We start from the raw sequence: 22,306 nt of genomic DNA, 5'->3' as shown, positions 1-22,306 counted from the left end.
CCAGATGACATTGGGGGCCAATCGCATTAGGACGGCGGGCATGGATACAGAATCACATGATCGCCCCGCCTCCGACCTTTTGACGCTTGCCGATGTGCGGGCAGCAGCGGAACGGATTAAAGGCGCGGTTGTGCGCACGCCCACACTCCGGTCGCAAACCCTGTCTGAAATGGTCGGCGCGAATGTGTGGCTCAAATTTGAAAACCAGCAATTTACCGCCGCTTATAAAGAGCGCGGGGCGTTAAATGCGCTCTTGTTGATGGACCCCGACCAGCGCGCGCGCGGCGTGATTGCGGCGTCGGCAGGCAATCATGCGCAAGGGCTCGCCTATCACGGGCGGCGCTTGGGCGTGCCGGTCACGATTGTCATGCCGCGCACCACGCCGACGGTCAAAGTCTATCAGACGCAAAGCCACGGCGCGGAAATCGTCCTTTATGGCGAAAATTTCGATGAAGCTTATGCCCATGCACGCAAGCTGGAGGTCGAGCGCAATTTAAGCTTCGTCCAGCCTTTCGATGACCCCAATGTCGCGGCGGGGCAGGGGACGGTGGCGCTCGAACTGTTGGAAGATGCGCCCGAAATCGACACGCTCATCATCCCGATTGGCGGGGGCGGGCTGTTTTCCGGCATGGGAACGGCGGCGCGCGGCATCAAGCCGGAAATCAAGCTGATCGGTGTGCAGGCGGAACTTTATCCGTCCATGTATGCCTATATCAACCATGTCGATATGCCGTCCGAGGGCGATACGCTCGCCGAAGGGATTGCGGTCAAACAACCCGGTGCGTTCACCTCCAAAATCGTCGAAAGCCTTGCCGATGATATTGTGCTGGTCGGCGAACGTCATTTGGAGCGTGCGGTCAGCCTGCTGCTCCAGATCGAGAAAACCGTGGTCGAAGGCGGCGGGGCGGCGGGTCTTGCTGCGCTCCTTGCTCATGCCGACAAGTTTGAAGGCCGCAATATCGGGCTGACCTTGTCGGGCGGCAATATCGACACGCGGTTGCTCGCTAACGTCCTGCTGCGCGACCTTGCACGCTCGGGCCGCCTTGCGCGCCTGCGCATCCGCTTGCAGGACCGCCCCGGCTCGTTGTTCAAGGTCATGCGCGCCTTTGACGAACATCAGGTCAATATCATCGAAATCTACCACCAGCGTGTCTTCACCACGCTACCCGCCAAGGGCCTCATCACCGACATCGAATGTGAAACCCGCGACCGCGACCATTTAAACCGCCTGATCGCAGGCCTGCGCGAAGATGGATATCAGGTGACGTTGGTGGAGTTGGCGTAAGGGTTGGCCTTGTCTTTCAGCGCGTTAACCTCTTTTCATGGTAAATATACTTTTAAAGGGGCGCAGGGCGCGCCATAATAAGGCTTGACGCAAGTGGGTGGTGGAGGATTGAAAGCGTAGCATGACGGCCCCGTTTCGTTTTCCCCGATTCTTTGTCACCAGCCCCAGCCCTTGCCCCTATTTGCCGGGTAAGCTGGAGCGCAAGGTGTTTACCGAACTGAACGGTCCCAATGCGGTGGAGTTGAATGATGCGCTGGGCCGCATTGGCTTTCGCCGCAGCCAGAATGTCGCTTACCGTCCAAGCTGCCTCCATTGTTCGGCTTGTATTTCGGTGCGCGTCGTCGCGAATAAATTTGTTCCCAATGCGAGCCAGAAAAAGACGCTGCGCCGCCATGCCGACCTTGAAGTGACCGCGTGCAAGCCGTGGGCGACCGAGGAGCAATTCGACCTGTTGCGCCGCTATCTCGCCGCGCGCCACCCGACCGGCGGCATGGCCGATATGGACGAGCATGACTATGCCGACATGGTGCAGCATAGTTCGGTCGACAGCTATGTGGTCGAATATCGTGAATCCTCTGTCGATGGACGCCCCGGCAAGCTGGTCGGCGCTTGCCTGACCGACCGGCAGGCGGATGGCCTGTCGATGATTTACAGCTTTTTCGACGCGTCCGAAGAGGCGCGTCCCGGCCTCGGCACCTTCATCATCCTCGACCATATCCAGCGCGCCGCGCATGTGGGCTTGCCCTATGTCTATCTGGGTTATTGGGTCGAGGGCGCAAAGCGGATGGAATATAAAATGCGCTTTCAACCGTTGGAAAGGCTGGGGCCTGAAGGCTGGAGCCGGTTCGAGGGCACACAAATGGCGATGCCCGAAGCGCAGTTGGCGTTGTTGTGAGATTTTATGGCCCCTCCTCCTTTAGGGGAGGGGCATACGGAGCCTTGTGAGCGTAGCGAATTAGGCGAAGTGGGGTGGGGTCTATCCGTATAGCATGGGGCAATCCGACAGACCCCACCCCACTACGACTAAGAATTTTCAGCTACGCTTCAAATTCCTAAGTCTTCGTTGCCCCTCCCCTAAAGGAGGAGGGGCGTTCATTATCCCACCAATTTTTTCAGCACCCGCCGATACTCGCTCTCAATCGCCGCGCGCGCGATGTGGCGGCCGTCTTGCACCTGATGGCGTCCGGCGCTCCATACGTCGGTGACAAGCCTGTCATCGCCTGCGAATATCCAGCTATCAATGAGCTGATCGCCGCTGCGGCCGAGTAGATTGGTGGCATTGCCGTCGAGCGCCAGCAGGTCGGCGAGTTTGCCTGCTGCAATCGCGCCGCTTTCGCGCCCGCTCGATACCGCGCCGCCCTTGGCGGCTTCCTCGAGCATCAACCGTCCTGCCGAACGGCCTTCGGTGGCGAGCATCGCGCGGCCTTTGTCGCGCAGGCGCTGGCTATATTCGAGCGCGCGCAATTCATGGGCTAGGCTGATATGGATATTGCTGTCCGATCCGATGGCGAAGCGCCCGTTTGCGCCCAAATAGCGCACTCCGTCGAAAATCCCGTCGCCCAGATTGGCCTCGGTGATCGGGCATAGCCCCGCGACCGCGCCCGAGCTTGCGACCATTTCGGTTTCGTGTGGTTCCATTTGCGTTGCGTGGATCAGCGTCCAGCGACTATCCACGGCTTGATGGTCATAGAGCCATTCAATCGGGCGCTGGCCCCAAGCCGCGACGACTTCATTCACTTCGCCCACTTGCTCTGCGATATGGATGTGCATCGGGTCGGCGGGCGAGAGGGCGGCGCACAGCGCAAGACTATCCGGCCCCACCGCGCGCAGGCTGTGCGGCGCAACGGCCATGCGCGCATCGGCAGGGAGGGCAGCGATGCTGGCCCGCGCCTCCTCCCACAACCGCGCAAAACGGTCAAAATCATTGCCGAAGCGGACTTGGCGCTCATTCAAGGGCCGTTGGTCACAGCCGCCATATTGGTAGAGAACCGGCGCGAGCGTGAGGCCGATCCCGCTGGTCGCGGCGGCGGCGGCAATGCGCTCGCTCAATTCGCCCAGCTTGGCATAAGGCGCGCCGCCCGGTTGATGGTGGAGATAATGGAATTCGACCGACCCGGCATAGCCTGCTTCGAGCATTTCCATCTGCACAAAGGCGGCAATCGCCTCGACATCATCAGGGCCGAGTTGCTCCATGAAGCGGTACATGAGCTTGCGCCATGTCCAAAAACTGTCCGACGCATCCGGCCCGCGCCCTTCGGTAAGCCCCGCCATCGCGCGCTGGAACGCATGGCTGTGGATATTGGCCGGTGCGGGGAGGAGGATGGAAATGCGGGTATCGCCCGTCTCTGCCGTGCTGTTCGGCGTAACGGAGGTGATGCGGCCATCCGCAACCGCAACGCGCACATTATGCGCCCAGCCTTCGGGTAATAAAGCGGTGTCGGCAAAGATGGTCATGCTGGTCATTTATCATTCCTACCCGAATGTTTCCCCGCGAAGGCGGGGATCCAGTGTTGGGTTGCGCTATGCTGCCCTTGGCCCCCGCCTGCGCGGGGGAACAAGTTATGTGACGGATTAGAGAGTTTCGGTTTCTATGGAAACCAATATTGCCCGCGTCGCGCAACGCTCCTATGGTCGGGGCCTCAACTTCATGCAGGAGACCAGCTTGATGGCGGCCAACGCCACGCCTTTTGTCATCGCCCATGCGCGCGTCGCGACGATGGATGGGGCGCAAGGTGCGTCCGGCATAATCGAAGATGGCGCGGTGGCGATTGCGGATGGCCGTATCCTGTGGGTCGGCGCTAGCGCGGACCTCCCCGCCGACTATCAGCAATGGCCGCGTGAACATGAAGAAGGTCGCCTGCTCACGCCTGCGCTGATCGACTGTCACACCCATATCGTTCACGGCGGCGACCGCGCGCGCGAATTTGCGATGCGGTTGGAAGGCGCAAGCTATGAAGGCATAGCGCGGGCAGGCGGCGGTATCATCTCCACCGTCAAAGCGACACGCGCGATGGATGATGATGTGCTGCTCGCGGTCAGCCTGCCGCGCATCGACGCGCTGCTGGCTGAAGGGGTCGGCACCATCGAGATCAAGTCGGGCTATGGTCTTACCGTCGCCGATGAAATCAAGATGCTGCGGGTCGCACGGCATGTTGCCGATATCCGCCCCGTCCATATCCGCACGACCTGGCTTGCCGCCCACGCCTTGCCGCCCGAATATGCGGGGGAGGCGGACCGTTATATTGACGATGTGTGCATTGCCGGATTGCGTGAAGCCCATGCGCTTGGTTTGGTCGATGCGGTCGATGCTTTTTGCGAAAATATTGGTTTCACCCGCGACCAGACCCAGCGTGTGTTTGAAGCGGCGCACGCGCTCGGCCTTCCGGTCAAGCTGCACGCCGAACAGCTTTCGGACATGGATGGTGCGGCTTTGGTTGCGCAGTTTGACGGGCTTTCCGCCGATCATCTCGAATATCTGTCGGATAGCGGCATAAAGGCGATGGCGGCGCAAGGCACGGTTGCGGTCTTGCTCCCCGGTGCTTTTTATACATTGCGCGAAACCAAACTGCCGCCCATCGACAAGCTGCGCGCGGCGGGCGTACCGATTGCGGTATCGACCGACAATAATCCCGGCACCTCGCCGCTCTCCTCGCTCATCCTCACGATGAACATGGCCTCGACCCTGTTCCGCCTGACACCCGACGAGGTGCTCGCGGGCGTCACCGTCCATGCGGCCAAGGCGCTCGGCATGGCGGACAATGGCCGGATTGCACTGGGGATGCGCGCGGATTTGTGCCTTTGGGATGTCGATGACAGCGCGGCCATCGCTTATCAATTGGGGCAGAACCGCCTTTGCAAACGCTATTTTAACGGACAGGATTTGGGACATATATGACCGCAGCCATGACATTGACCCCCGGCAAGGTGACGCTGGAGGATCTGGAAAAAATCTATCGCGGATCGCTGGCAGTTACGCTTGACCGCGCCGCCCAACCGGCGGTGGAGCGCGCGGCGGATGCGGTCGCCAAGGTCGCGGCGGGCGATGTTGCAGTTTACGGCGTTAACACCGGCTTCGGCAAATTGGCGAGCATTTCGATCCCGTCCGAAGACACTGCAACGCTCCAGCGCAACCTCATCTTGTCGCATTGCTGCGGCGTGGGCGAGGCCACCGAAACGGCGATTGTGCGGCTGATGATGGCACTCAAATTACTGTCCTTGGGGCGCGGCGCATCGGGGGTGCGCTGGGAGATTGTGACGCTGATCGAAGGCATGTTGGCCAAGGGCGTGACCCCGCTGGTGCCCGCGCAAGGGTCGGTCGGCGCGTCGGGCGATCTGGCGCCGCTTGCACATATGGCTGCCGTCATGATCGGATCGGGTGAGGCGCTTTATGACGGCAAGCGCATGGCCGGGGATGCGGCGCTTAAGGCGGCGGGCCTTACGCCCACCACGCTTGGCCCCAAGGAAGGGTTGGCGCTCATCAACGGGACGCAGTTCAGCACCGCTTATGCGCTCGCCGGTCTGTTCGATGCGTGGACTAATGCGGAGGCTGCTATCGTCACATCGGCACTGTCGACCGATGCGATCATGGGATCGACCGCGCCCTTGCTTCCCGAAATCCACGCATTGCGCGGGCATCGCGGGCAGATTGAAGTGGCCGCTGCGATGCGCGGCTTGTTGGAAGGCTCGGTCATCCGCGAAAGCCATCGCGAAGGCGATACGCGCGTGCAAGACCCTTATTGCATCCGCTGCCAGCCACAGGTGACGGGCGCATGTATCGACTTGCTGCGTCAAGCAGGCAGCACGCTTGAAATCGAAGCCAATGCCGCGACCGACAATCCGCTGGTGCTGGTTGATGAAGGGCGCATTGTGTCGGGCGGTAATTTCCATGCCGAACCCGTCGCGTTCGCCGCCGACCAGATTGCGCTCGCCATTGCCGAAATCGGTTCTATTGCCCAACGCCGCATCGCGCTCATGGTAGACCCGACCTTAAGTTTTGACCTGCCGCCCTTCCTGACGCCCGCGCCGGGGCTGAATTCGGGTTATATGATTGCCGAGGTTACAACAGCGGCGCTCATGAGCGAGAATAAGCATCTCGCCCACCCTTGCGCGATTGATTCCACTCCCACCAGCGCTAATCAGGAAGACCATGTCTCGATGGCCGCGCACGGTGCGCGGCGCCTCATGCGGATGAACGCGAACCTGTCCAATATATTGGGCGTCGAACTTTTGTGCGCCGCGCAGGGGATAGAATTTCGTGCCCCCTTGACCACCAGTGCGCCATTGCAGGCAGCGATAGCGGCCCTTCGAGACTGCGCGGCGCGGCTCGAAGAAGATCGTTATTTGGCGCCGGATTTGGAATCGTCGGCAGCTCTTGTTTCGTCCGGGACTTTATCCTCGGTCAGTCTGGTTTGCGTGGCGCGGCGTTGACTAGGACGAGATTGTTCACTGCCATAATTATAAACATATGAATATTTACGCCGGTAAACTCTACGACCCGATAGAAATTCAAATAAGAAAATAAACAGGGATTTTGCTAACTTGGCGACTTTAACAACCGCTTGAAAAACAATAAATATTGGCAAGAGCAACATCATTGCAAGGTTTCTTCTGATGCGAATAGATATGTCAGAGTATGGAGATAATCTAATTATCAGAATTGCCAGTATTAAATTGAAAAAACCATATGCGATGAGCGCATAGAAATAATTCATCTTTGCCCCGCGGAGATATGTGTTGCCGGACCGCTATATATAGATTTTGTAAACGAATGTAAATGTTAATGTAAACATTGATTTAGTTGAAAAAATAAGGATTTGTGACGATTTGACGACAGTTTCTACGATAAAAGGCGATGGCCCGATTCTTTTGGGGATGCCGCATGGCGGGACGCACCTGCCCCATCAAATAAGCACCCGGTTGAACGCGCGCGGGCGTTTGCTGGCGGATGCGGACTGGCATATCGGGCGGCTCTACGAAGGGCTGCTCCCGTCCGCCACGGTGGTTGCGGCCAATTTCCACCGCTATCTGATCGACGCCAATCGCGACCCTTCGGGGCAATCGCTCTATCCGGGGCAGAATACGACCGAAATTTGTCCGACCATCGACTTTGATGGAGAGCCTATCTGGCAGGACGGCCACGCGCCCGATGCCGCCGAAGTGGCTCGGCGCATCACCGATTGGCACCGCCCCTATCATGCGGCGGTGGAGGCCCAGCTTCAACGCATCAAGGCGCGGCACGGCATCGCTATCCTTTATGATTGCCATTCGATCCGTCCGGTCGCGCCCTTCCTGTTTGAAGGGCGGCTCCCCGATTTCAACATCGGCACCAATGGCACCACGACCTGCGCGCCTGCGATAGAACAGGTGGTGGCCGAGACGTGCACTGAAATTTGCGCCGCTACCGGCCGGACAATGGTCGTCAATGGCCGCTTCAAAGGTGGCTGGACCACGCGCCATTATGGCCGCCCGCACGACGGCATCCACGCCATCCAGATGGAACTTGCCCAAGATCTTTATATGGACCTCGACCCGCCCTTTGCCTTTGATGCGGTGAAAGCCGGACCCTTGCAAAAGGGGCTCGCGACCATCCTTGCCCGCCTCGAACAGCTTGCCCTTTCAGGAGCCCTTTGATGACTGACCCCGCTAACGACCCCCGCCATAACAGCCGCACCGTGACTCCGCCGACCGGCACGGCGCTCAACGCCAAAAGTTGGATGACCGAAGCGCCCTTGCGGATGCTGATGAATAATCTCCATCCCGATGTCGCGGAAAACCCGCATGAGCTGGTCGTCTATGGCGGGATTGGCCGCGCGGCGCGGACCTGGCGCGACTTTGACCTCATCGTCGATACGTTGAAGCGGCTGGAGGATAACGAAACTTTGCTGGTCCAATCGGGCAAGCCGGTGGGCGTGTTCAAAACCCACGAAAATGCCCCGCGCGTCCTTATCGCCAACAGCAATCTCGTGCCCAAATGGGCGACATGGGAGCATTTTAACGAGCTCGATAAAAAGGGCCTCGCCATGTATGGGCAGATGACGGCGGGGTCGTGGATTTATATCGGCACCCAAGGCATTGTGCAGGGCACTTACGAAACCTTTGTCGAAGCGGGGCGCCAGCATTATGAGGGCAACCTCACCGGCAAATGGATTTTGACCGGTGGCCTTGGCGGCATGGGCGGCGCACAGCCGCTCGCGGCGGTGATGGCGGGGGCGTGCTGTCTGGCAGTCGAGTGCGATGAAACCCGCGTCGATTTTCGTCTGCGCACCCGTTACCTCGATGAAAAGGCGCATACGCTGGACGAAGCCCTCGCGCTCATCGACCAATGGACCAAAGCGGGCGAGGCGAAATCGGTGGGCCTCATCGGCAATGCGGCGGATATATTCGCCGAACTGGTCGCGCGCGGCGTGCGGCCCGATATTGTCACCGACCAGACCAGCGCGCATGATCCGGTCAACGGCTATCTGCCCCAAGGCTGGACCGTCGCCGAATGGCGCGCCAAACGGGAAAGCGATCCGGCCGCCGTCGCCAAAGCGGCCAAAGCCTCGATGAAGGTGCAAGTCAAAGCGATGGTCGATTTCTGGAACGCCGGCGTGCCGACGCTCGATTATGGCAATAATATCCGGCAGGTCGCGTTTGACGAAGGCTTAGGCGATGCGTTTGCGTTCCCCGGCTTCGTGCCCGCTTATATCCGCCCGCTTTTCTGTCGCGGTGTGGGGCCGTTCCGCTGGGCGGCGCTATCGGGCGATCCGGAAGATATTTACAAGACCGACGCTAAGGTGAAGGAACTTATCCCCGATGATGCGCACCTCCATCGCTGGCTCGACATGGCGCGTGAACGCATTGCGTTTCAGGGATTGCCCGCGCGTATCTGTTGGGTCGGCTTGGGACTGCGCGACAAGCTCGGCCTCGCCTTCAACGAAATGGTGCGCAACGGCGAATTGAGCGCGCCGATTGTTATCGGCCGTGACCATTTGGATAGCGGCTCGGTTGCCTCGCCCAACCGCGAGACCGAGGCGATGATGGACGGGTCGGATGCCGTATCCGACTGGCCGCTATTGAATGCGCTGCTCAACACCGCATCGGGCGCGACGTGGGTGTCGCTCCATCATGGCGGCGGCGTCGGCATGGGCTATTCGCAGCATAGCGGTATGGTGATTTGCTGTGATGGCAGCGCAGAAGCCGATGAACGCATCGCCCGCGTGTTGTGGAACGACCCTGCAACCGGCGTGATGCGCCATGCCGATGCAGGCTATGACATTGCCCGCGATTGCGCGCGCGAAAAAGGGTTGGATTTGCCCGCGATATTGGGGTGAACAAATATTCCTTCCCCCTTGATGGGGGAAGGATGTGAAGACTTGGCAGCTTGCTGCCTAGTCGTAGCTGGCTGAGGGTGATCTTTCCGTCTAGCGCCGAGCTTTGCTGAGGGAACACCCTCATCCAACTCCGCCTAATTCCCCGTCGCTTCGCTCTGGGTCATAAGACTCCATATCCTTCTCCCATCAAGGCAGAAGGAAGGTGTCGGCTCTCTGCATCGGCCTCCTCACGCCCCCGTAAAATTCGCCGGGCGTTTGGTCAGGAAGGCCGCTGTGCCTTCCATCGAATCCGCTGTCATGCACACTTTGCTCTGTGCTTCAGCTTCGGCGGCGAGGGCGGTGGGGTAGCTGCTGTCGAGGCCTTCGCGCATCAATTTGCGCATTGCGCCCAATGCCAAGGTCGGCCCGTTGGCCAGCCGCATTGCAAGCGCGCGCGCTTCGGCGGGCAGAGCGTCATCTTCCACCGCTTTGTAGATAAGGCCCCATTCGGCGGCTTTGGTCGCGGGGATACGTTCGCCCAGCATCACCATCTCCATCGCGCGCGCAACGCCGACAAGGCGTGGCAGCATCCAGGTTGATCCGCCATCCGGCACCAAGCCGATATTGACAAAGGCTTGCAGGAAATAGGCGCTCTTGGCGGCAATGGTGAAATCGCCCGCCAGCGCAAGGCTGCACCCGATGCCCGCAGCGGCCCCGTTGACGGCGGTGACAATCGGAATGGGAAGCGCGGCAAGCGCCATCATTACCGGATTATAGCCCTCATTGAGCGCCTTCAATATATGGTCGGACATCGGCCCTGCCATGCTCGCATTACTAGCAAGATCGGCGCCAGAACAGAAAGCGCGCCCTTCGCCGGTAATCAAAACCGCGCGCGCGCCATCATCGGCGGCGAGCATGGCGGCGGCCCTGATTTCCTCGAACATTTGCGGCGGGGCCGCGTTCAACCGTTCGGGCCGGTTGAGCGTTATCACCAATAAAGGTCCGTCGCGTTCGACCCGGATCATTTCAAATGCGCTCATGCCTTTATTCCCTCTTACGTAAACGTGAACCCACTATTTAAGGCACATATAATCGACCCATGCAAGCGCCGAATCCGCGCGTTTTGACACAAATATCTTCACGGTGAGACGGCAAATGTGACGGAAGCGATAAAATTCCACCGCTAGGGTGCGATCCCGGAACCCGTGCAATCCGCCCTGTAATCCTACCATATCTGGCGCCATCGACCGGGTTGAATGAGGAAATCCTCCTCCCAATCGCAGCGCCTTACCCCCGATATTGAATATTTGTCCGGACAACCTTGTTTTCTCTGTGCGCGGGGCTAGTGTCCGTAGGCGTAGAGAGAAGGGAGCGGGCCGCGCGGCTGGGTGACAGCGCGCACGGGCTGGACAGGATGATGGAACGCAACGTGGGCAGAGCGATGGTGCAACCGGGCGAGGGCGGCTTTGCGCTTTCCGAAGGGACGCGTTCCGGCTGGACGCGTTCAGATTGGGCGGGTGCGGGGTACGCGGTGGTGACGCGTATTGCGGGCGCGCAAGGCTCTGTCGGGCGGCGGCGGTTTTTTGCCAATCTCGTGGCGCTGCTGGTGCTGCCCTTGGGGCTTGCGCTGATTCTCGGCTGGAATGGCGTCGGCATGATAAAGCCCTGGCCCGCGCGCTGGGTCGGGATGCTCTATTGGCTGATTGTGACGATGAGCCTGTGGTGGATAACCTCGCTCGTTGCGCTGGGCGTGCGCCGCCTGTTGGGCGAGCCGCGGCGGCTTTCATGGTTTATCCTGCGCCATTGTGTCATCGCGCTTATCGGCATCAATATTTTCCGCCCGCTCAACATCGGCGCGGCTTGGCTGTTCGCCGGGCATTTCGGCTTGACCACCGATCGTATCGCGCTGGCGGTGCCGGATAGTATGCGCAATTTTCTCGACTGGCAGATTGCCTTCATTCCGTTCGTGATCCTGTGGCTCGGGAGCGCGCTGGCGGTGCGCTATGTCATAGCGCAACCGACGCCTGCGGAGCGGAGCGCAGGGGATAGCGACGCGGCGGCGGCCTCGTCCGCTGCCAGCCTTGGCGACTATATCGAAAGCCTTGCCCCCGGCGCGCTGGTGTCGGTGTCGGCGGAGGATCATTATGTGCGCGTCCATGACATAAGCGGCGCGGATATGCGTTTCCGGTGCAGCTTTTCCGAGGCGCTGGAGTGCCTCAAGGACAAGGATGGCTTCAAAGTCCACCGCTCGCACTGGGTTGCGGGCGCCCATGTCGAAAAATTGGAAAGCACACCTACCAAAGCCAGCGTCCTGCTCAGCAACGGGCGCCGCCTGCCGGTGAGCGCACCCAATCGCGATACGGTCCTGTTAACCCTCGCTCGCCGCCCCGGCTGAGACACGCCTTAGTGGTGCGTCGAAGCCTTTCAAACACACCATAAAATTCGCGACAGGCCTGTTTCGCGAATTTTTATTTCCCGAATTGTCGCCTGTTTTGCGTGCCTTTCGTCGGCAATCGGGCAGATATGCCGCCCATTCGGGAGAGAATTTTCAGAAAAGATAATGGTTCAATGACGGACGTTAAACAGACGCACAGCCAGCAGGGACAGCCGGAAGGCTTGGACAAGATTGCACCTGCTCATGGTGAAGCTACCGGAAACGGTTTCAGCCGCCGTGGCTTTATCCGCAGCGGATCGGCGCTGTTGGCAACGGGCTTGGCCGCGAGCGCAGCGGGGGCCAAAAGCTTGGCTGCTGCCAAAGCACAGGGCAAAGGCCAGAGCAAAGGCCCGAAACGCCGCCCCGATGTGCTTGTCATTGGTGCAGGCCTGTCCGGCCTCCATGCCGCCTTGCTGCTCGAAGAAATGGGTGCGGATGTTCAGGTGCTGGAAGGTCGCCAGCGCTCGGGCGGGCGCGTTTATACGCTGATGGATGTGCCGGGCCGTCCCGAAGCTGCGGGCGAGCTCATCGGTGGCAATTATGCGCGCATGATCGACCGCGCCGAATCGCTCGGTATGAAAATCATCCCCGCGCGTGGCAGCAATATCAAACGCGAATGGCTGTTCAATATTCGAGGGGAAACGATCCGCGAGGCCGAATGGCCCGACCATAAGCTGAACCCGCTGGTCGGCGATGACCGCAAGATTTTGCCCAACGCCATGCTGCCGATACTGTCGAACAAGGATAATCCGCTGGCAGATTTACCGCTTGATGCGTGGCTCAGCCCGGAACTTGCCCATCTCGACATTCCCCATTCCGACTATCTGCGCGCACGCGGGCTTTCGGACGAGGCGATCCGGTTGATGGATGTGGTCATCCATACCGGGCGGATCGATACGACATCGGCGCTCCATGAACTGCGCCGCTATAATGTCGGCAATTTCAATACCAAATTGTCCAAGGACAAAAGGCAGCCCGAAGCCTTGATGATCGAAGGCGGCAATTCGCGGTTGCCCGCGGCGATGGTCGATGCGCTCCAAAAACCGGTCTTGTTCGGCAAGACGGTCGTGTCGATTTCCGAACGGGGCGATCATGTCGAAGTCGGCTGCGCGGACGGGACGCGCTATGAAGCCAAACAAGTCGTCTGCTCCGCGCCGTTCAAAATATTGCGCAACATCGTGTTTGATCCGCCGATCAAGGGCGAACATTGGCGCGCGATTGAAGAAGTGGATTATGGCCTGTCGCTTCAGGTTTTCTTCAAATATCTGAAGCCTTGGTGGCCGCACGCGGACAGTCCGCGTTCGCTCTGGACCGATACGCCGATTGAACGCTTTGCCTCGCTGGAATGGGGCGTCGCCGAAGGGCAGATGCCCAATGTCGGCCTTGCGTTCATCAATGGCGAACAGGCGCTTAAATTCAGCTTCATGAGTGATCGTCAGGTGTTTGACTGGACGATGAAGACGCTCGCCGAGGTGCTGCCTGCAACCCGAGGCGCGCTCGAACCCATCACCATTCAGGCCTGCCACCGCGATCCGCATGGGTCGGGCGATTGGGTCTATTGGCAGCCGGGCCAGATTAAACGCTTTGCTCCGCTGATGCGTGACCGCCACGGCCGCACCCATTTTTGCGGCGAGCATACCGCCATTTTGGAACGCGGCATGGAAGGCGCGTTTGAATCGGGCGAGCGGGTTGCGCTGGAAGTGGTCGAACTTTTGTGAAACCGCTCTCCGCTCTTTTGCTGGCGTCGGCAACGGCGCTGGCTACCCCTGCATCCGCGCCTTTGTGGGCCAATGCGCCCACGGGGCTGACCGACGACCGCAATGCGCGCGACCTCGACCTGCTGCTCGGCTGGTTTGAAGGCGTGTTCGATAATGACCTGCAAATCTGGTTTGAAACGGATCCGCGTTCGGCAACGCCAGCCGATGCACGCCACGCCCGCTTTCATGCGGTGCATAAGCGGCTCCCCGACAGCCTGTTGGGCCTTCCCGCCTTCCATGTCGTCGAAACGCGCGGCGATGCGGTGCTCGCCGACCATGTGGTTGCGTTCCAGACCGAAAAGCCGCGCGATGGCATCCGCCTGCGCTATTTCCGCATCAACGGGAAGAACAGTGAAGGCGCGGCGCTAACCAGTAGCCAACTCACGCTCATGCCAGATTGTGATGTGCTGCTCGAACGGCGCGGCGCGCAGGTGGAAGGACGCACTCTATCATCGGGCTGCGCACTTGCGGGCGGTTCTGCGGCACGGGCGGTGCGCGAAACATTATGGATTGGCCCCGATGTTTATACGCGCCTGCGCACACCGGTTGGTGCGGCTTCCACGCCAGCGCGCGCGTCCCTTGGCCCGGTCGCTTTTTACAAGGCGCGGCCGTTTGACTGTTCGGTCGATATGTTCGCCGACAGCTATCTGAAACGCTCGCCCAACGACCGCTCATACAGCTTTAAGGGGCGGCATGACCTCGGCGACATGATGCAGGTCGAAAGCCCGCGCGACGGCAAACGCTATCAACTGCAACTGCGGCGGCAACGCTATCCTTATTACCGGTCGGGCGGCGAGTTTCTGCTGCTGCGCTTACGCGAAGTGGGTGCGCCCAGTTCGGTCGCCATCGTCACCACCGACACCGCCAATGAAAATATCACCCTCAATCTGGGCTGGGTCGCCGCAAGCTGTAACGCGCGCAAGGATGACCGGAAATAATATTTGAAAACAAAGATTTGAATAAAAGGGGAGTAGTATCAATGCAAAAATTATCCATTCGCACCTTATCCGTGGCGACCAGTTTGGCCGCACTTACCATTGCGGCGATGCCGGTTGCGGCACAGGAAGTTGCAGCAGAACCGGTGGCGGTTGCCGATGCGGCGAGCGACGACATTGTTGTCACCGCCCGCAAGCGTGCGGAATCGCTTCAGGATGTGCCGCTCAGCATTACCGCTGTCGGCGCACAAAAGCTGGAAGATGCCGGCATCGCCAATGTCGAGCAGCTCACCCAGTTCACGCCGGGCTGGCACTTTGAAAATTCGGGATCGCGTCAAGGGAGCGCGGCGCGGATTCGCGGCCTCGACATCAACACCAATAATCCGACGCGGCAAAACGCCTCCTTCTTTGTCGATGGCGTTTATTTCCCCGGCACGGTGCAGTCGCTCGACTTTAACGATATTGCGCAGGTCGAAGTCATCAAAGGCCCGCAAAGCGCCTTTTTCGGACGCCAGACATTTGGCGGCGCGATCAACTTTACCACCAAAGCGCCAACCAACCGTTTCGAAGCGCGCGTCACCGGCACTGCGATTACCAGCGGGCAACAGGAAATAGCAGGCAGCGTTTCGGTGCCGATTATCGACGATAAATTATTCGTCCGGGCCTCCGCCCGCTATTATAATAATGACGGTCCGTTCCGCGACAATAAGAGCGGGGTGCGGCTGGGCGCACAGGAAAGCACCAGCTATAATGTCTCGCTCATCGCGCGGCCGGTCGATAATTTCGAAATTAAGCTGCGCTATATCAATATACAGGATGATGACGGCCCGATTGCTTCGGCGCAAATCGGCGCCAGCCAGTTGAATTGCGGCCCGTTCGGCACCGGCAAGCGCAAATTTTATTGCGGCGAACTGCCCGTCATCCGCAAATTCGAACTGAATACGGTGGTCGGCAAAAATAGCTGGGGCCTCACCAAATTCGGCTTCAACCGCGATGCTGATATGTTCAGCGCGCAGGCCAAATGGGACTTTGGCGGCGGCTATTCGCTGACCGGCAGCTATGCGCAATATTCGGATGACAATGTCGATGTGATTGACGCCGATCTGACCGCGCAGCCGCTTTATGGCATTGCGACCTTCCAGACGTTCAACGACAAAAGCTATGAGTTGCGGCTCGCCTCGCCTGATCGCGGGCGGCTGACATGGCTGGTCGGGGCTTATTTTTACGACGGCTATTTTTCGCAAAATGCGGTCTATTCCTATGGGCCCGACTTTACCGTGACGCCGGTAGGGCAAACGCCCGACATTGCGCGGGTGGAAAATCTCGCTTTTTATGGCTCGGCGACCTTCAAGATTCTCGACAATCTTTCGCTGAGCGGTGAATTGCGTTGGCAGAGCGATGATGTGACTAATGAAGGCGGGCAAAATGCCGCGCGCCGCACCTTGAATGGCAAGACCAAAGCCTGGCTCCCGCGCGTCATTCTCGACTGGAAGCCGACGCGCGACATCATGGCCTATGCGATTTTCAGCCAAGGCAATAAACCCAAACAGTTTAACGCCAATATTGCGGGGCTGAGCGACACCCAGCGCGCCTTTATCGAAAGCGAATATGGCGTGACGGTCGCGCTCGATGAAGAGCGGCTCAACAATTATGAACTTGGCCTCAAGACCAAATGGTTTGACGGCAAGCTCACCGCCAATTTTGCCGCCTATCAGATGGACTGGGCTGATCAGGTGTCGCGCGTACAGGTGTTCCGTTCGGCAAGCGATGCGGCCAATCAGGTGGGCCAGCTTGACGTGGCAGGCAATAGCGGGTCGTCGCGTATCCGCGGGCTTGAAATTGAAACGGATTTGGCCGTGACCCCGCGCCTACGCCTCGAAGGCAGCTTTGCTTATACCGACGCCAAATATACCAGCTTTGATTCGGTCTATATCGAACAGGTAACGGGCAATCCCGATGCGTCGGGCCACCGCGCGCCGCGCTTCCCCAAATATCAAGGCTCGTTCGGCGTGTCGCATATGACGCCGGTAGGGCAGGATTGGAGCATCATCGCGCGCGCGGATATGAGCTATGTCGGCCGCCGTTATACCGATGAAAGCAATCTGGCATGGATGCGCGAAAATCTGCTCGTCAATGCGCGGCTGTCGGCGGAAAGCGATGATCTGCGCGTCAGCCTGTTCGTCGAAAATCTGTTCGACCGCAAAGGCTTTGCGGCGGCGCAGCGCTATCGCGACATGACCGCAGGCGGCATCCCCTTTGCCTTTGCCTATACGCTGCTCACCCCGCGCCGCGCCGGGATTACGGCGTCCGTCAAATTCTAAAGCGCCTACCGCAAAGGCGCCCCATCACAGGAGAGTTATCGTGATTAAAAGCTGTTCAGCCATTGTCGTTGCCGCAGGAGCTATCGCCTTGAGTGCGATGGCGTTGCCGGCATCGGCTCCGGCCCAGACTGCCCCCGACAATGGCGCGCGAGCATGGCTTCAGTGCCGCGCCTGCCATACGGTGAAGAAGGGCGAGCCTAACAAGGTCGGCCCCAATCTCAACGGCCTGTTCGGCAAGCGGGCGGGAACAATGCGTTCCGATTTCCGCTATTCCGACGCGCTTAAATCGTCGGGAATTGTGTGGAACGATCAGACACTCGACCGCTGGATTACCAACCCCGCTACCCATGTGAAGGGCAACCGCATGGCCTATGGCGGCAATGCCAATCCGGCGACCCGCGCGTCGATTATCACCTATCTCAAACGCGAAGCCAAATAATGGCAGTCCTGGATATGGGAGCCAAGATATGGGGACCAAGATGACAGGATCGGGGCCCGTAACCCGTCGCTCTGCGCTGCAATTGGCAGGGCAGGCGGCAGGAGCGGCGGCATTGTTGCCGCTCCTGCGCACCGGCACCGCACGGGCTGCGACACAGGAGCAGGCGGATGTCATCATCCTTGGCGCCGGGCTGTCGGGGCTTCAGGCGGCGCTGCTGCTCGAAGAACAAGGCTATAAGGTCGCGCTGGTCGAAGGGCGCACGCGCGTCGGCGGGCGGCTTTATACGATGGACGATGTGCCGGGCCATCCCGAAGCAGGGGGCAGCGGGGTTGGCAGCGGCTATGCCCGGCTTGTCGACCGTTGCCGCGAATTGAATGTTGCGTTTGAAGGCCATCGTCCGCGCACCGAAAGCAGCCACACCAACACCGCCATCCATGTGCGCGGGCAAACGGTCAAGCTTGCCGACTGGGCGCAAGCGGCGGTCAATCCTTATGCGGGCAAGATGCGCGAAACGCCGCCTTGGCTGGTCGGTCCGACCGCCTTGCTCGGCGATAATCCACTCCCCGATATTTCAAGCTGGCGTGACCCTGCGTTCCAGAAATTCGACCGCTCGGTAGCCGCCGTGCTGACCGAAAGAGGGTGGACGCCGGAACAGCTCCACCTCGCTTATTCGGTCAACCCCAGTTACGGCAATTCTGCGCACGACCTGTCGGCCATCATGATGTGGCATATCGGGCGCAACGCCGAAGTGATGGCAGGCGACGGCAAAGTCTATGCCAGCGTCGGCGGCAACCAGCGTATGCCCGAAGCGATGGCCAAAGCCGTCAAAGGCCCGATCCATTTCGGCCGCCAGATTATCGGCATCCGCAGCGATGCAACCGGTATCGAAGCTGTCGCGCTCGACGGAAGCCGGTTTCGCGGCAAGGCACTGGTTTGCACCATTCCGGCCTCCGCTTTGCGGTTGGTCAAGATTGAACCGGGCCTTCCGCCTCTTGCCCAGAATGCGATTGATACCATCGCCTATAACCGCGTGTTCCAGGTGCATTTCGTGCCGACGCGGCGCTTTTGGGAACAAGATGGCCTGCCGCCATCGCTCTGGACTGATACGCTGGCGGGGCGCTTCATGGGCCTCCAATATGGCAGCGACCCCAATGATGTGACGACCTTCCTTGCCTTTGCCAACGGTTTTGCCGCCGACCGGCTCGACCGGATGAAGCCCGACGATGCGGTTGCGGCGATATTGGCCGATGTCGAGCGCATCCGCCCCGCTGCCAAGGGCGCTTTGCGTCCGGTCAAAATGTGGAGTTGGCAGCGCGATCCGTTTGCGGGCGGCGCATATGCCTGTTGGCAACCGGGGCAGGTCGGCAAGATTGCCGCTGCCTTCGACCAGCCGGTCGGCCGTCTCTATTTTGCGGGCGAACATACCGCCGCGATCGCGCGCGGGATGGAAGGTGCGATGGAATCGGGCGAGCGCGCGGCGCTGCAAATCATGGAAAATCTCTAAAAAAAAAGGTGCGACAATGACAAAGGGAATGATGATGGACCGCCGCCATGCGTTGATGGGCATGGGGGCAGCAGCCGCAGGCCTGACCACGGCAAGCCTGTCGGCGGGTGCAAAAGCACAATCTTTGCCCGCCGCTTTGTCGGTTGAAGAACAATTGCGCGCTTTACGCGATCCGATGCCTGCCGCGCGCACCCTTGCGCGGTTGCAAAGCGACCTTTCGGGCCGCACCATCTATGCCTATTCGGCGGGGCAGGTGTTCGGGCTGAGAGCCGGACGCGGGCTGGAAATCGCCGATTATGGCAAACGGCTTTACGGCTATGAAGGGTGCAGCGTGCGCCGCTCGGTCGTGCGCGCGGACGGCAAAATCGAAACCACATCGCGTTCATGGCTTTTCTATAAGGATTTGGAACGCGGCACCTTCATGGACCGTTTCACCAACCCCTATACCGGCAAGACCGTGGATGTGCCGGTGTTCCGCGCCGGTATTTCGGGCGAAATATTGGGCGCGAACGGGCTTGAACTCAAAGCCAATTTCGGCCTCAAATCAAGCGTGTTCGGCAAGCCCGTGCAGCTTGACATAGTGCAGGTCGGCGACCGTGCGGTGGTCACGCGCCACGGCTTTACCCAATGGACCCCGCCCGACACCAAAAAGCCACGCACCGAATTTACGATGGATAGCTGGGCCTGTTCGGTCAAGGATTTGCTCGACGCCGACGCGCCTGCCATTCCGGCAACCTATGCGTGGACCAGCCAGACCGAATGGCAAAGTTGGCTCGCTATGCCCGCCGATATGGACGGGTCGCTCACCTGGCGCGCGGAGGGCACGAATGTCTATGCAATCGAAGATCTGCCGCAAGCCTTTGTCCAGCATTGCATGGCGCGTGATCCCAATCTGCTGACCGCACCCTTGGCGTGAAATATACGATAGGAATGGAATGGAGGCATCATATCGCCAATATATCGGACGGCAATGCCGGACCACAATATCCGGGCGGGAGCGGACATGCTGCTTTCAAGATCGGTTATGTTCGGGGTCGACCCCGTCTTTCGCCTGAAAGGATTTGAAGCGGTTTGGCCTAGTGCTGCGTGGACCAAACCGCTTCAAATCTTGATCCGGGCCGGAGCGTGGATGGAAATCCGGCGTCGGTTATTCTTGGTCGTTATAATTTATGCGCCGTTACGGTCCTTCATAAATTTGCGACGCGCGACCAGACCGGCTGCGGCGGCGCCGAACAGCAAGATCATCGGCGGCGCGGGCACTTCGGACGGATCGCCGGAGCTGCCGCCGCCCGACGTCGTCGTGCTGTTGCCGCCCGTTGTGGTCGTGGTCGAACTTGTGGTCGTGTTGCCGTTGGACGAACTCGATGTGCTGGTTGTCGTATTGCCGTTCGACGTGGACGAGGTCGATGTGGTGGTCGACACATTGCCACTGGTGGTGGTCGACACATTGCCGCTGGTCGTCGTGGTCGAGCTGGTGCTGGTCCAGCCGCCACCCGTCGAGGTAACAGACCCGCCGGTGGTCGACACATTACCGCTGGTCGTCGTGGTCGACGTATTGCCGCTGGTTGTGGTCGTCGAGGTCGAGTTACCGCTCGTCGTTGTGGTCGAATTGCCACTGGTCGTCGACGTGGTGGACGTCGAGTTGCCGCTGGTCGTCGATGTCGACGTTGAATTGCCGCTCGTCGTGCTGGTTGTCGTCGAGCTATTGTCGGTATTGCCGCTCGTGGTCGTTGTGGTTGTCGTCGTGGTGGTGGTCGACGGATCGGTGCCGCCGCTGCCGCCCGAGGACGAAGAGGAGGATGACGACGAAGAAGAGGAGGATGAGGAGGAAGAACTCGACCCGCCGCCGCCGGTCGTGCTGATCGTGACGCTGCCGCCACCGCCGCCACCGCCGCCGAAGAATCCGCCGAAGAAGCCGCCGCCGCCCCAGCCGCCGCCGCTGCTGCCGCCAATGATGATCGGAACGCCGCTGCCGCTCCAGTCACCACCACCGCCGCCATAAACGGGCGGGGGCGGCATCGGGATAGCGCGCGGTGCGGTCGAGACCACGGTGCGCGGCATGATGCCCTGGGTGACGGTGCGGGTCGTGACTACGCGGCGCGGACGCTTGATCGGCTTGACCGCTGCATAGCGGGTTGCCGCGCGCTTCTTGGCTTTCACATAGCGGGTGCGTTTGCACATCGGCAGGCGCTTGTTGGCCGCGGTGCGCTTGGTCACACAACGGACCGCATAACGCTTGCGCGCTTTTTTCTTCTGAACCTTGGACGCAATCTGCTTTTGCGGCTTGGGCGTTTCGGACACCTGCATCGCGCCGGTGCCGATCAACGCGCCGCCGCAAGTGCAGGCACAAAGTTTAGCAAGAGCCATCCGTACTGACATAATCACTACTCTTTCAAAATCGGTTCCGGGGGTATGTGCCGGAAATGACCGATCGCAAGATCAGCATAGCTCATTACCCCCTGAGTACCCGCATCACTGAACAGACCTTAGCGTCCAGTGCAATTCCGTTAACTGTGTTTCATAGCTCTGTGACGTAAAATGTTCACGATTTTAGGCACTAAAGCTGTGATTGTCCCATTATTGCACGAAGAATGGCGCGGTTCATAACAGAATTGCGCCACCATTCCTAATGGTTATGGTTAACGACGCTAGCGCAGCAGAAGCGGTGCGCCAAGTGATTCTCTTTGGGCTTCCGGTACGAATATACGCTAATTTACACACCTCTTTACAGCAAATCGCTCTATCCTCCGTGAAATGCTTGTGCGTCATGAAACGGCTGTCTATAGGCCGCCGCAAGCCAGCGAATGGCAGCACGGAAAAATACGACTCCGCAAAACAAGGTGGTGCGTGTTTTTAGGAAATTGAGGATTTCAGATGGTCAAGACGGCGTTGGAACTGGACAGCCTCAAACAGGCCACCGAAGCAATGGACGGCGAATATCGCCCGCGTGAAGACGAAGAATTTATGAATCCGCGGCAGTTGGAATATTTCCGCAAGCTGCTGTTGCAATGGAAAAAATCCATTATCGAAGAAGCCGAGCAGGTGCTGGCGCAATTACAGGATGAACCGATGCGCGAGCCCGATCTTGCGGACCGCGCTTCATCCGAAACCGACTGGTCGATCGAATTGCGGACGCGCGACCGCCAGCGCAAGCTTATCGCCAAAATCGACGCGGCGCTGCGCCGGATTGACGAGGGCGAATATGGCTATTGCGAAGTGACCGGCGAACCGATCTCGCTCGGCCGGCTTCAGGCGCGCCCGATTGCGACCATGACCATCGAGGCGCAGGAACGCCACGAACGGCAAGAACGGGTGTCGCGCGACGATTAACCTTTTGAGG

17 protein-coding genes are annotated in these 22,306 nt (G+C 59.6%); 15 read left to right on the top strand and 2 right to left on the bottom strand.

The annotated features are described in order from the left end of the window. Window positions 1-40: 40 nt before the first annotated feature. Together DMP17_RS08065 and DMP17_RS08060 are read left to right on the top strand one after the other, a co-directional pair. Window positions 41-1,285, top strand: a complete 1,245-nt coding sequence (locus tag DMP17_RS08065; protein WP_337828553.1) for a threonine ammonia-lyase — start codon at window positions 41-43, stop codon at window positions 1,283-1,285. Window positions 1,286-1,406: 121 nt separating this feature from the next. Further along, window positions 1,407-2,180 (top strand): arginyltransferase, encoded by a 774-nt coding sequence (locus tag DMP17_RS08060; protein WP_337828552.1) that lies wholly within the window; start codon window positions 1,407-1,409, stop codon window positions 2,178-2,180. Between the two features lie 200 nt (window positions 2,181-2,380). On the opposite strand, the gene DMP17_RS08055 is transcribed toward DMP17_RS08060, so the two are convergent. After that, window positions 2,381-3,748 carry a formimidoylglutamate deiminase gene (locus DMP17_RS08055; protein ID WP_337828551.1) on the bottom strand — a complete coding sequence of 456 codons (1,368 nt, stop codon included), beginning with the start codon at window positions 3,746-3,748 and terminating at the stop codon, window positions 2,381-2,383. Window positions 3,749-3,875: 127 nt separating this feature from the next. Between DMP17_RS08055 and hutI the strand changes: the two genes are divergently transcribed. The 4 genes from hutI to hutU all read left to right on the top strand — a co-directional run bounded on the left by hutI (window position 3,876) and on the right by hutU (window position 9,597). Next, window positions 3,876-5,180, top strand: coding sequence for an imidazolonepropionase (hutI, locus tag DMP17_RS08050; RefSeq protein WP_337828550.1), 1,305 nt, complete (start codon window positions 3,876-3,878; stop codon window positions 5,178-5,180). Then, entirely contained in the window at window positions 5,177-6,712 is a 1,536-nt protein-coding gene (hutH, locus tag DMP17_RS08045; protein WP_337828549.1) for a histidine ammonia-lyase, read from the top strand. The genes hutI and hutH overlap by 4 nt, the downstream gene beginning before the upstream one ends. 396 nt (window positions 6,713-7,108) lie before the next feature. Beyond that, window positions 7,109-7,915: an N-formylglutamate deformylase gene (gene hutG, locus DMP17_RS08040; RefSeq protein WP_337828548.1), complete on the top strand. Its 807-nt coding sequence runs from the start codon at window positions 7,109-7,111 to the stop codon at window positions 7,913-7,915. Further along, window positions 7,915-9,597, top strand: a complete 1,683-nt coding sequence (gene hutU / locus DMP17_RS08035) for a urocanate hydratase (RefSeq protein WP_337828547.1) — start codon at window positions 7,915-7,917, stop codon at window positions 9,595-9,597. Before hutG ends, hutU begins: the two co-directional genes overlap by 1 nt. 227 nt (window positions 9,598-9,824) lie before the next feature. On the opposite strand, the gene DMP17_RS08030 is transcribed toward hutU, so the two are convergent. After that, the gene (locus DMP17_RS08030; RefSeq protein WP_337828546.1) at window positions 9,825-10,616 is read right to left on the bottom strand and encodes an enoyl-CoA hydratase-related protein; all 792 of its coding nucleotides are present in this window, start codon (window positions 10,614-10,616) and stop codon (window positions 9,825-9,827) included. 377 nt (window positions 10,617-10,993) lie between these two features. Between DMP17_RS08030 and DMP17_RS08025 the strand changes: the two genes are divergently transcribed. The 9 genes from DMP17_RS08025 to dksA all read left to right on the top strand — a co-directional run bounded on the left by DMP17_RS08025 (window position 10,994) and on the right by dksA (window position 22,296). Beyond that, entirely contained in the window at window positions 10,994-11,971 is a 978-nt protein-coding gene (locus tag DMP17_RS08025) for a LytTR family DNA-binding domain-containing protein (RefSeq protein WP_337828545.1), read from the top strand. Window positions 11,972-12,072: 101 nt separating this feature from the next. Further along, the gene (locus DMP17_RS08020) at window positions 12,073-13,728 is read left to right on the top strand and encodes a flavin monoamine oxidase family protein (protein WP_337828544.1); all 1,656 of its coding nucleotides are present in this window, start codon (window positions 12,073-12,075) and stop codon (window positions 13,726-13,728) included. After that, window positions 13,725-14,705 carry a hypothetical protein gene (locus DMP17_RS08015; protein ID WP_337828543.1) on the top strand — a complete coding sequence of 327 codons (981 nt, stop codon included), beginning with the start codon at window positions 13,725-13,727 and terminating at the stop codon, window positions 14,703-14,705. The genes DMP17_RS08020 and DMP17_RS08015 overlap by 4 nt, the downstream gene beginning before the upstream one ends. A gap of 41 nt (window positions 14,706-14,746) precedes the next feature. Further along, on the top strand, window positions 14,747-17,023 hold the full coding sequence (locus tag DMP17_RS08010; RefSeq protein ID WP_337828542.1) for a TonB-dependent receptor: 2,277 nt from the start codon (window positions 14,747-14,749) through the stop codon (window positions 17,021-17,023). Window positions 17,024-17,063: 40 nt separating this feature from the next. Next, complete coding sequence (locus DMP17_RS08005; protein ID WP_337828541.1) at window positions 17,064-17,462, top strand: c-type cytochrome; 399 nt, start codon at window positions 17,064-17,066, stop codon at window positions 17,460-17,462. Window positions 17,463-17,490: 28 nt separating this feature from the next. Next, a complete protein-coding gene (locus DMP17_RS08000; protein WP_337828540.1) occupies window positions 17,491-18,966 on the top strand; it encodes a flavin monoamine oxidase family protein in 1,476 nt (491 codons plus the stop codon). Then, a complete protein-coding gene (locus tag DMP17_RS07995) occupies window positions 18,914-19,882 on the top strand; it encodes a DUF1838 family protein (protein ID WP_337828539.1) in 969 nt (322 codons plus the stop codon). Before DMP17_RS08000 ends, DMP17_RS07995 begins: the two co-directional genes overlap by 53 nt. A 108-nt stretch (window positions 19,883-19,990) precedes the next feature. Then, window positions 19,991-20,968 (top strand): hypothetical protein, encoded by a 978-nt coding sequence (locus tag DMP17_RS07990; RefSeq protein WP_337828538.1) that lies wholly within the window; start codon window positions 19,991-19,993, stop codon window positions 20,966-20,968. A gap of 872 nt (window positions 20,969-21,840) precedes the next feature. Continuing rightward, window positions 21,841-22,296 (top strand): RNA polymerase-binding protein DksA, encoded by a 456-nt coding sequence (gene dksA, locus DMP17_RS07985; RefSeq protein ID WP_337828537.1) that lies wholly within the window; start codon window positions 21,841-21,843, stop codon window positions 22,294-22,296. The last annotated feature ends 10 nt before the right edge of the window (window positions 22,297-22,306 follow it).

The sequence above is a fragment of the Pseudonocardia sp. TMWB2A genome, from assembly GCF_017312135.1.
This window is presented reverse-complemented; position numbering and strand designations above follow the sequence as displayed.

Excerpts from the sequence above, each read along its gene's own strand:
- dksA (WP_337828537.1), top strand. The coding sequence starts at position 21,841 with ATGGTCAAGACGGCGTTGGAACTGGACAGCCTCAAACAGGCCACCGAA.
- hutI (WP_337828550.1), top strand. The coding sequence starts at position 3,876 with ATGGAAACCAATATTGCCCGCGTCGCGCAACGCTCCTATGGTCGGGGC.
- DMP17_RS08055 (WP_337828551.1), bottom strand. The coding sequence starts at position 3,748 with ATGACCAGCATGACCATCTTTGCCGACACCGCTTTATTACCCGAAGGC.
- DMP17_RS08000 (WP_337828540.1), top strand. The coding sequence starts at position 17,491 with ATGGGGACCAAGATGACAGGATCGGGGCCCGTAACCCGTCGCTCTGCG.
- hutH (WP_337828549.1), top strand. The coding sequence starts at position 5,177 with ATGACCGCAGCCATGACATTGACCCCCGGCAAGGTGACGCTGGAGGAT.
- DMP17_RS08065 (WP_337828553.1), top strand. The coding sequence starts at position 41 with ATGGATACAGAATCACATGATCGCCCCGCCTCCGACCTTTTGACGCTT.
- DMP17_RS08060 (WP_337828552.1), top strand. The coding sequence starts at position 1,407 with ATGACGGCCCCGTTTCGTTTTCCCCGATTCTTTGTCACCAGCCCCAGC.
- DMP17_RS08030 (WP_337828546.1), bottom strand. The coding sequence starts at position 10,616 with ATGAGCGCATTTGAAATGATCCGGGTCGAACGCGACGGACCTTTATTG.
- hutU (WP_337828547.1), top strand. The coding sequence starts at position 7,915 with ATGACTGACCCCGCTAACGACCCCCGCCATAACAGCCGCACCGTGACT.
- DMP17_RS08010 (WP_337828542.1), top strand. The coding sequence starts at position 14,747 with ATGCAAAAATTATCCATTCGCACCTTATCCGTGGCGACCAGTTTGGCC.
- DMP17_RS07990 (WP_337828538.1), top strand. The coding sequence starts at position 19,991 with ATGTTCGGGGTCGACCCCGTCTTTCGCCTGAAAGGATTTGAAGCGGTT.
- DMP17_RS08025 (WP_337828545.1), top strand. The coding sequence starts at position 10,994 with ATGGAACGCAACGTGGGCAGAGCGATGGTGCAACCGGGCGAGGGCGGC.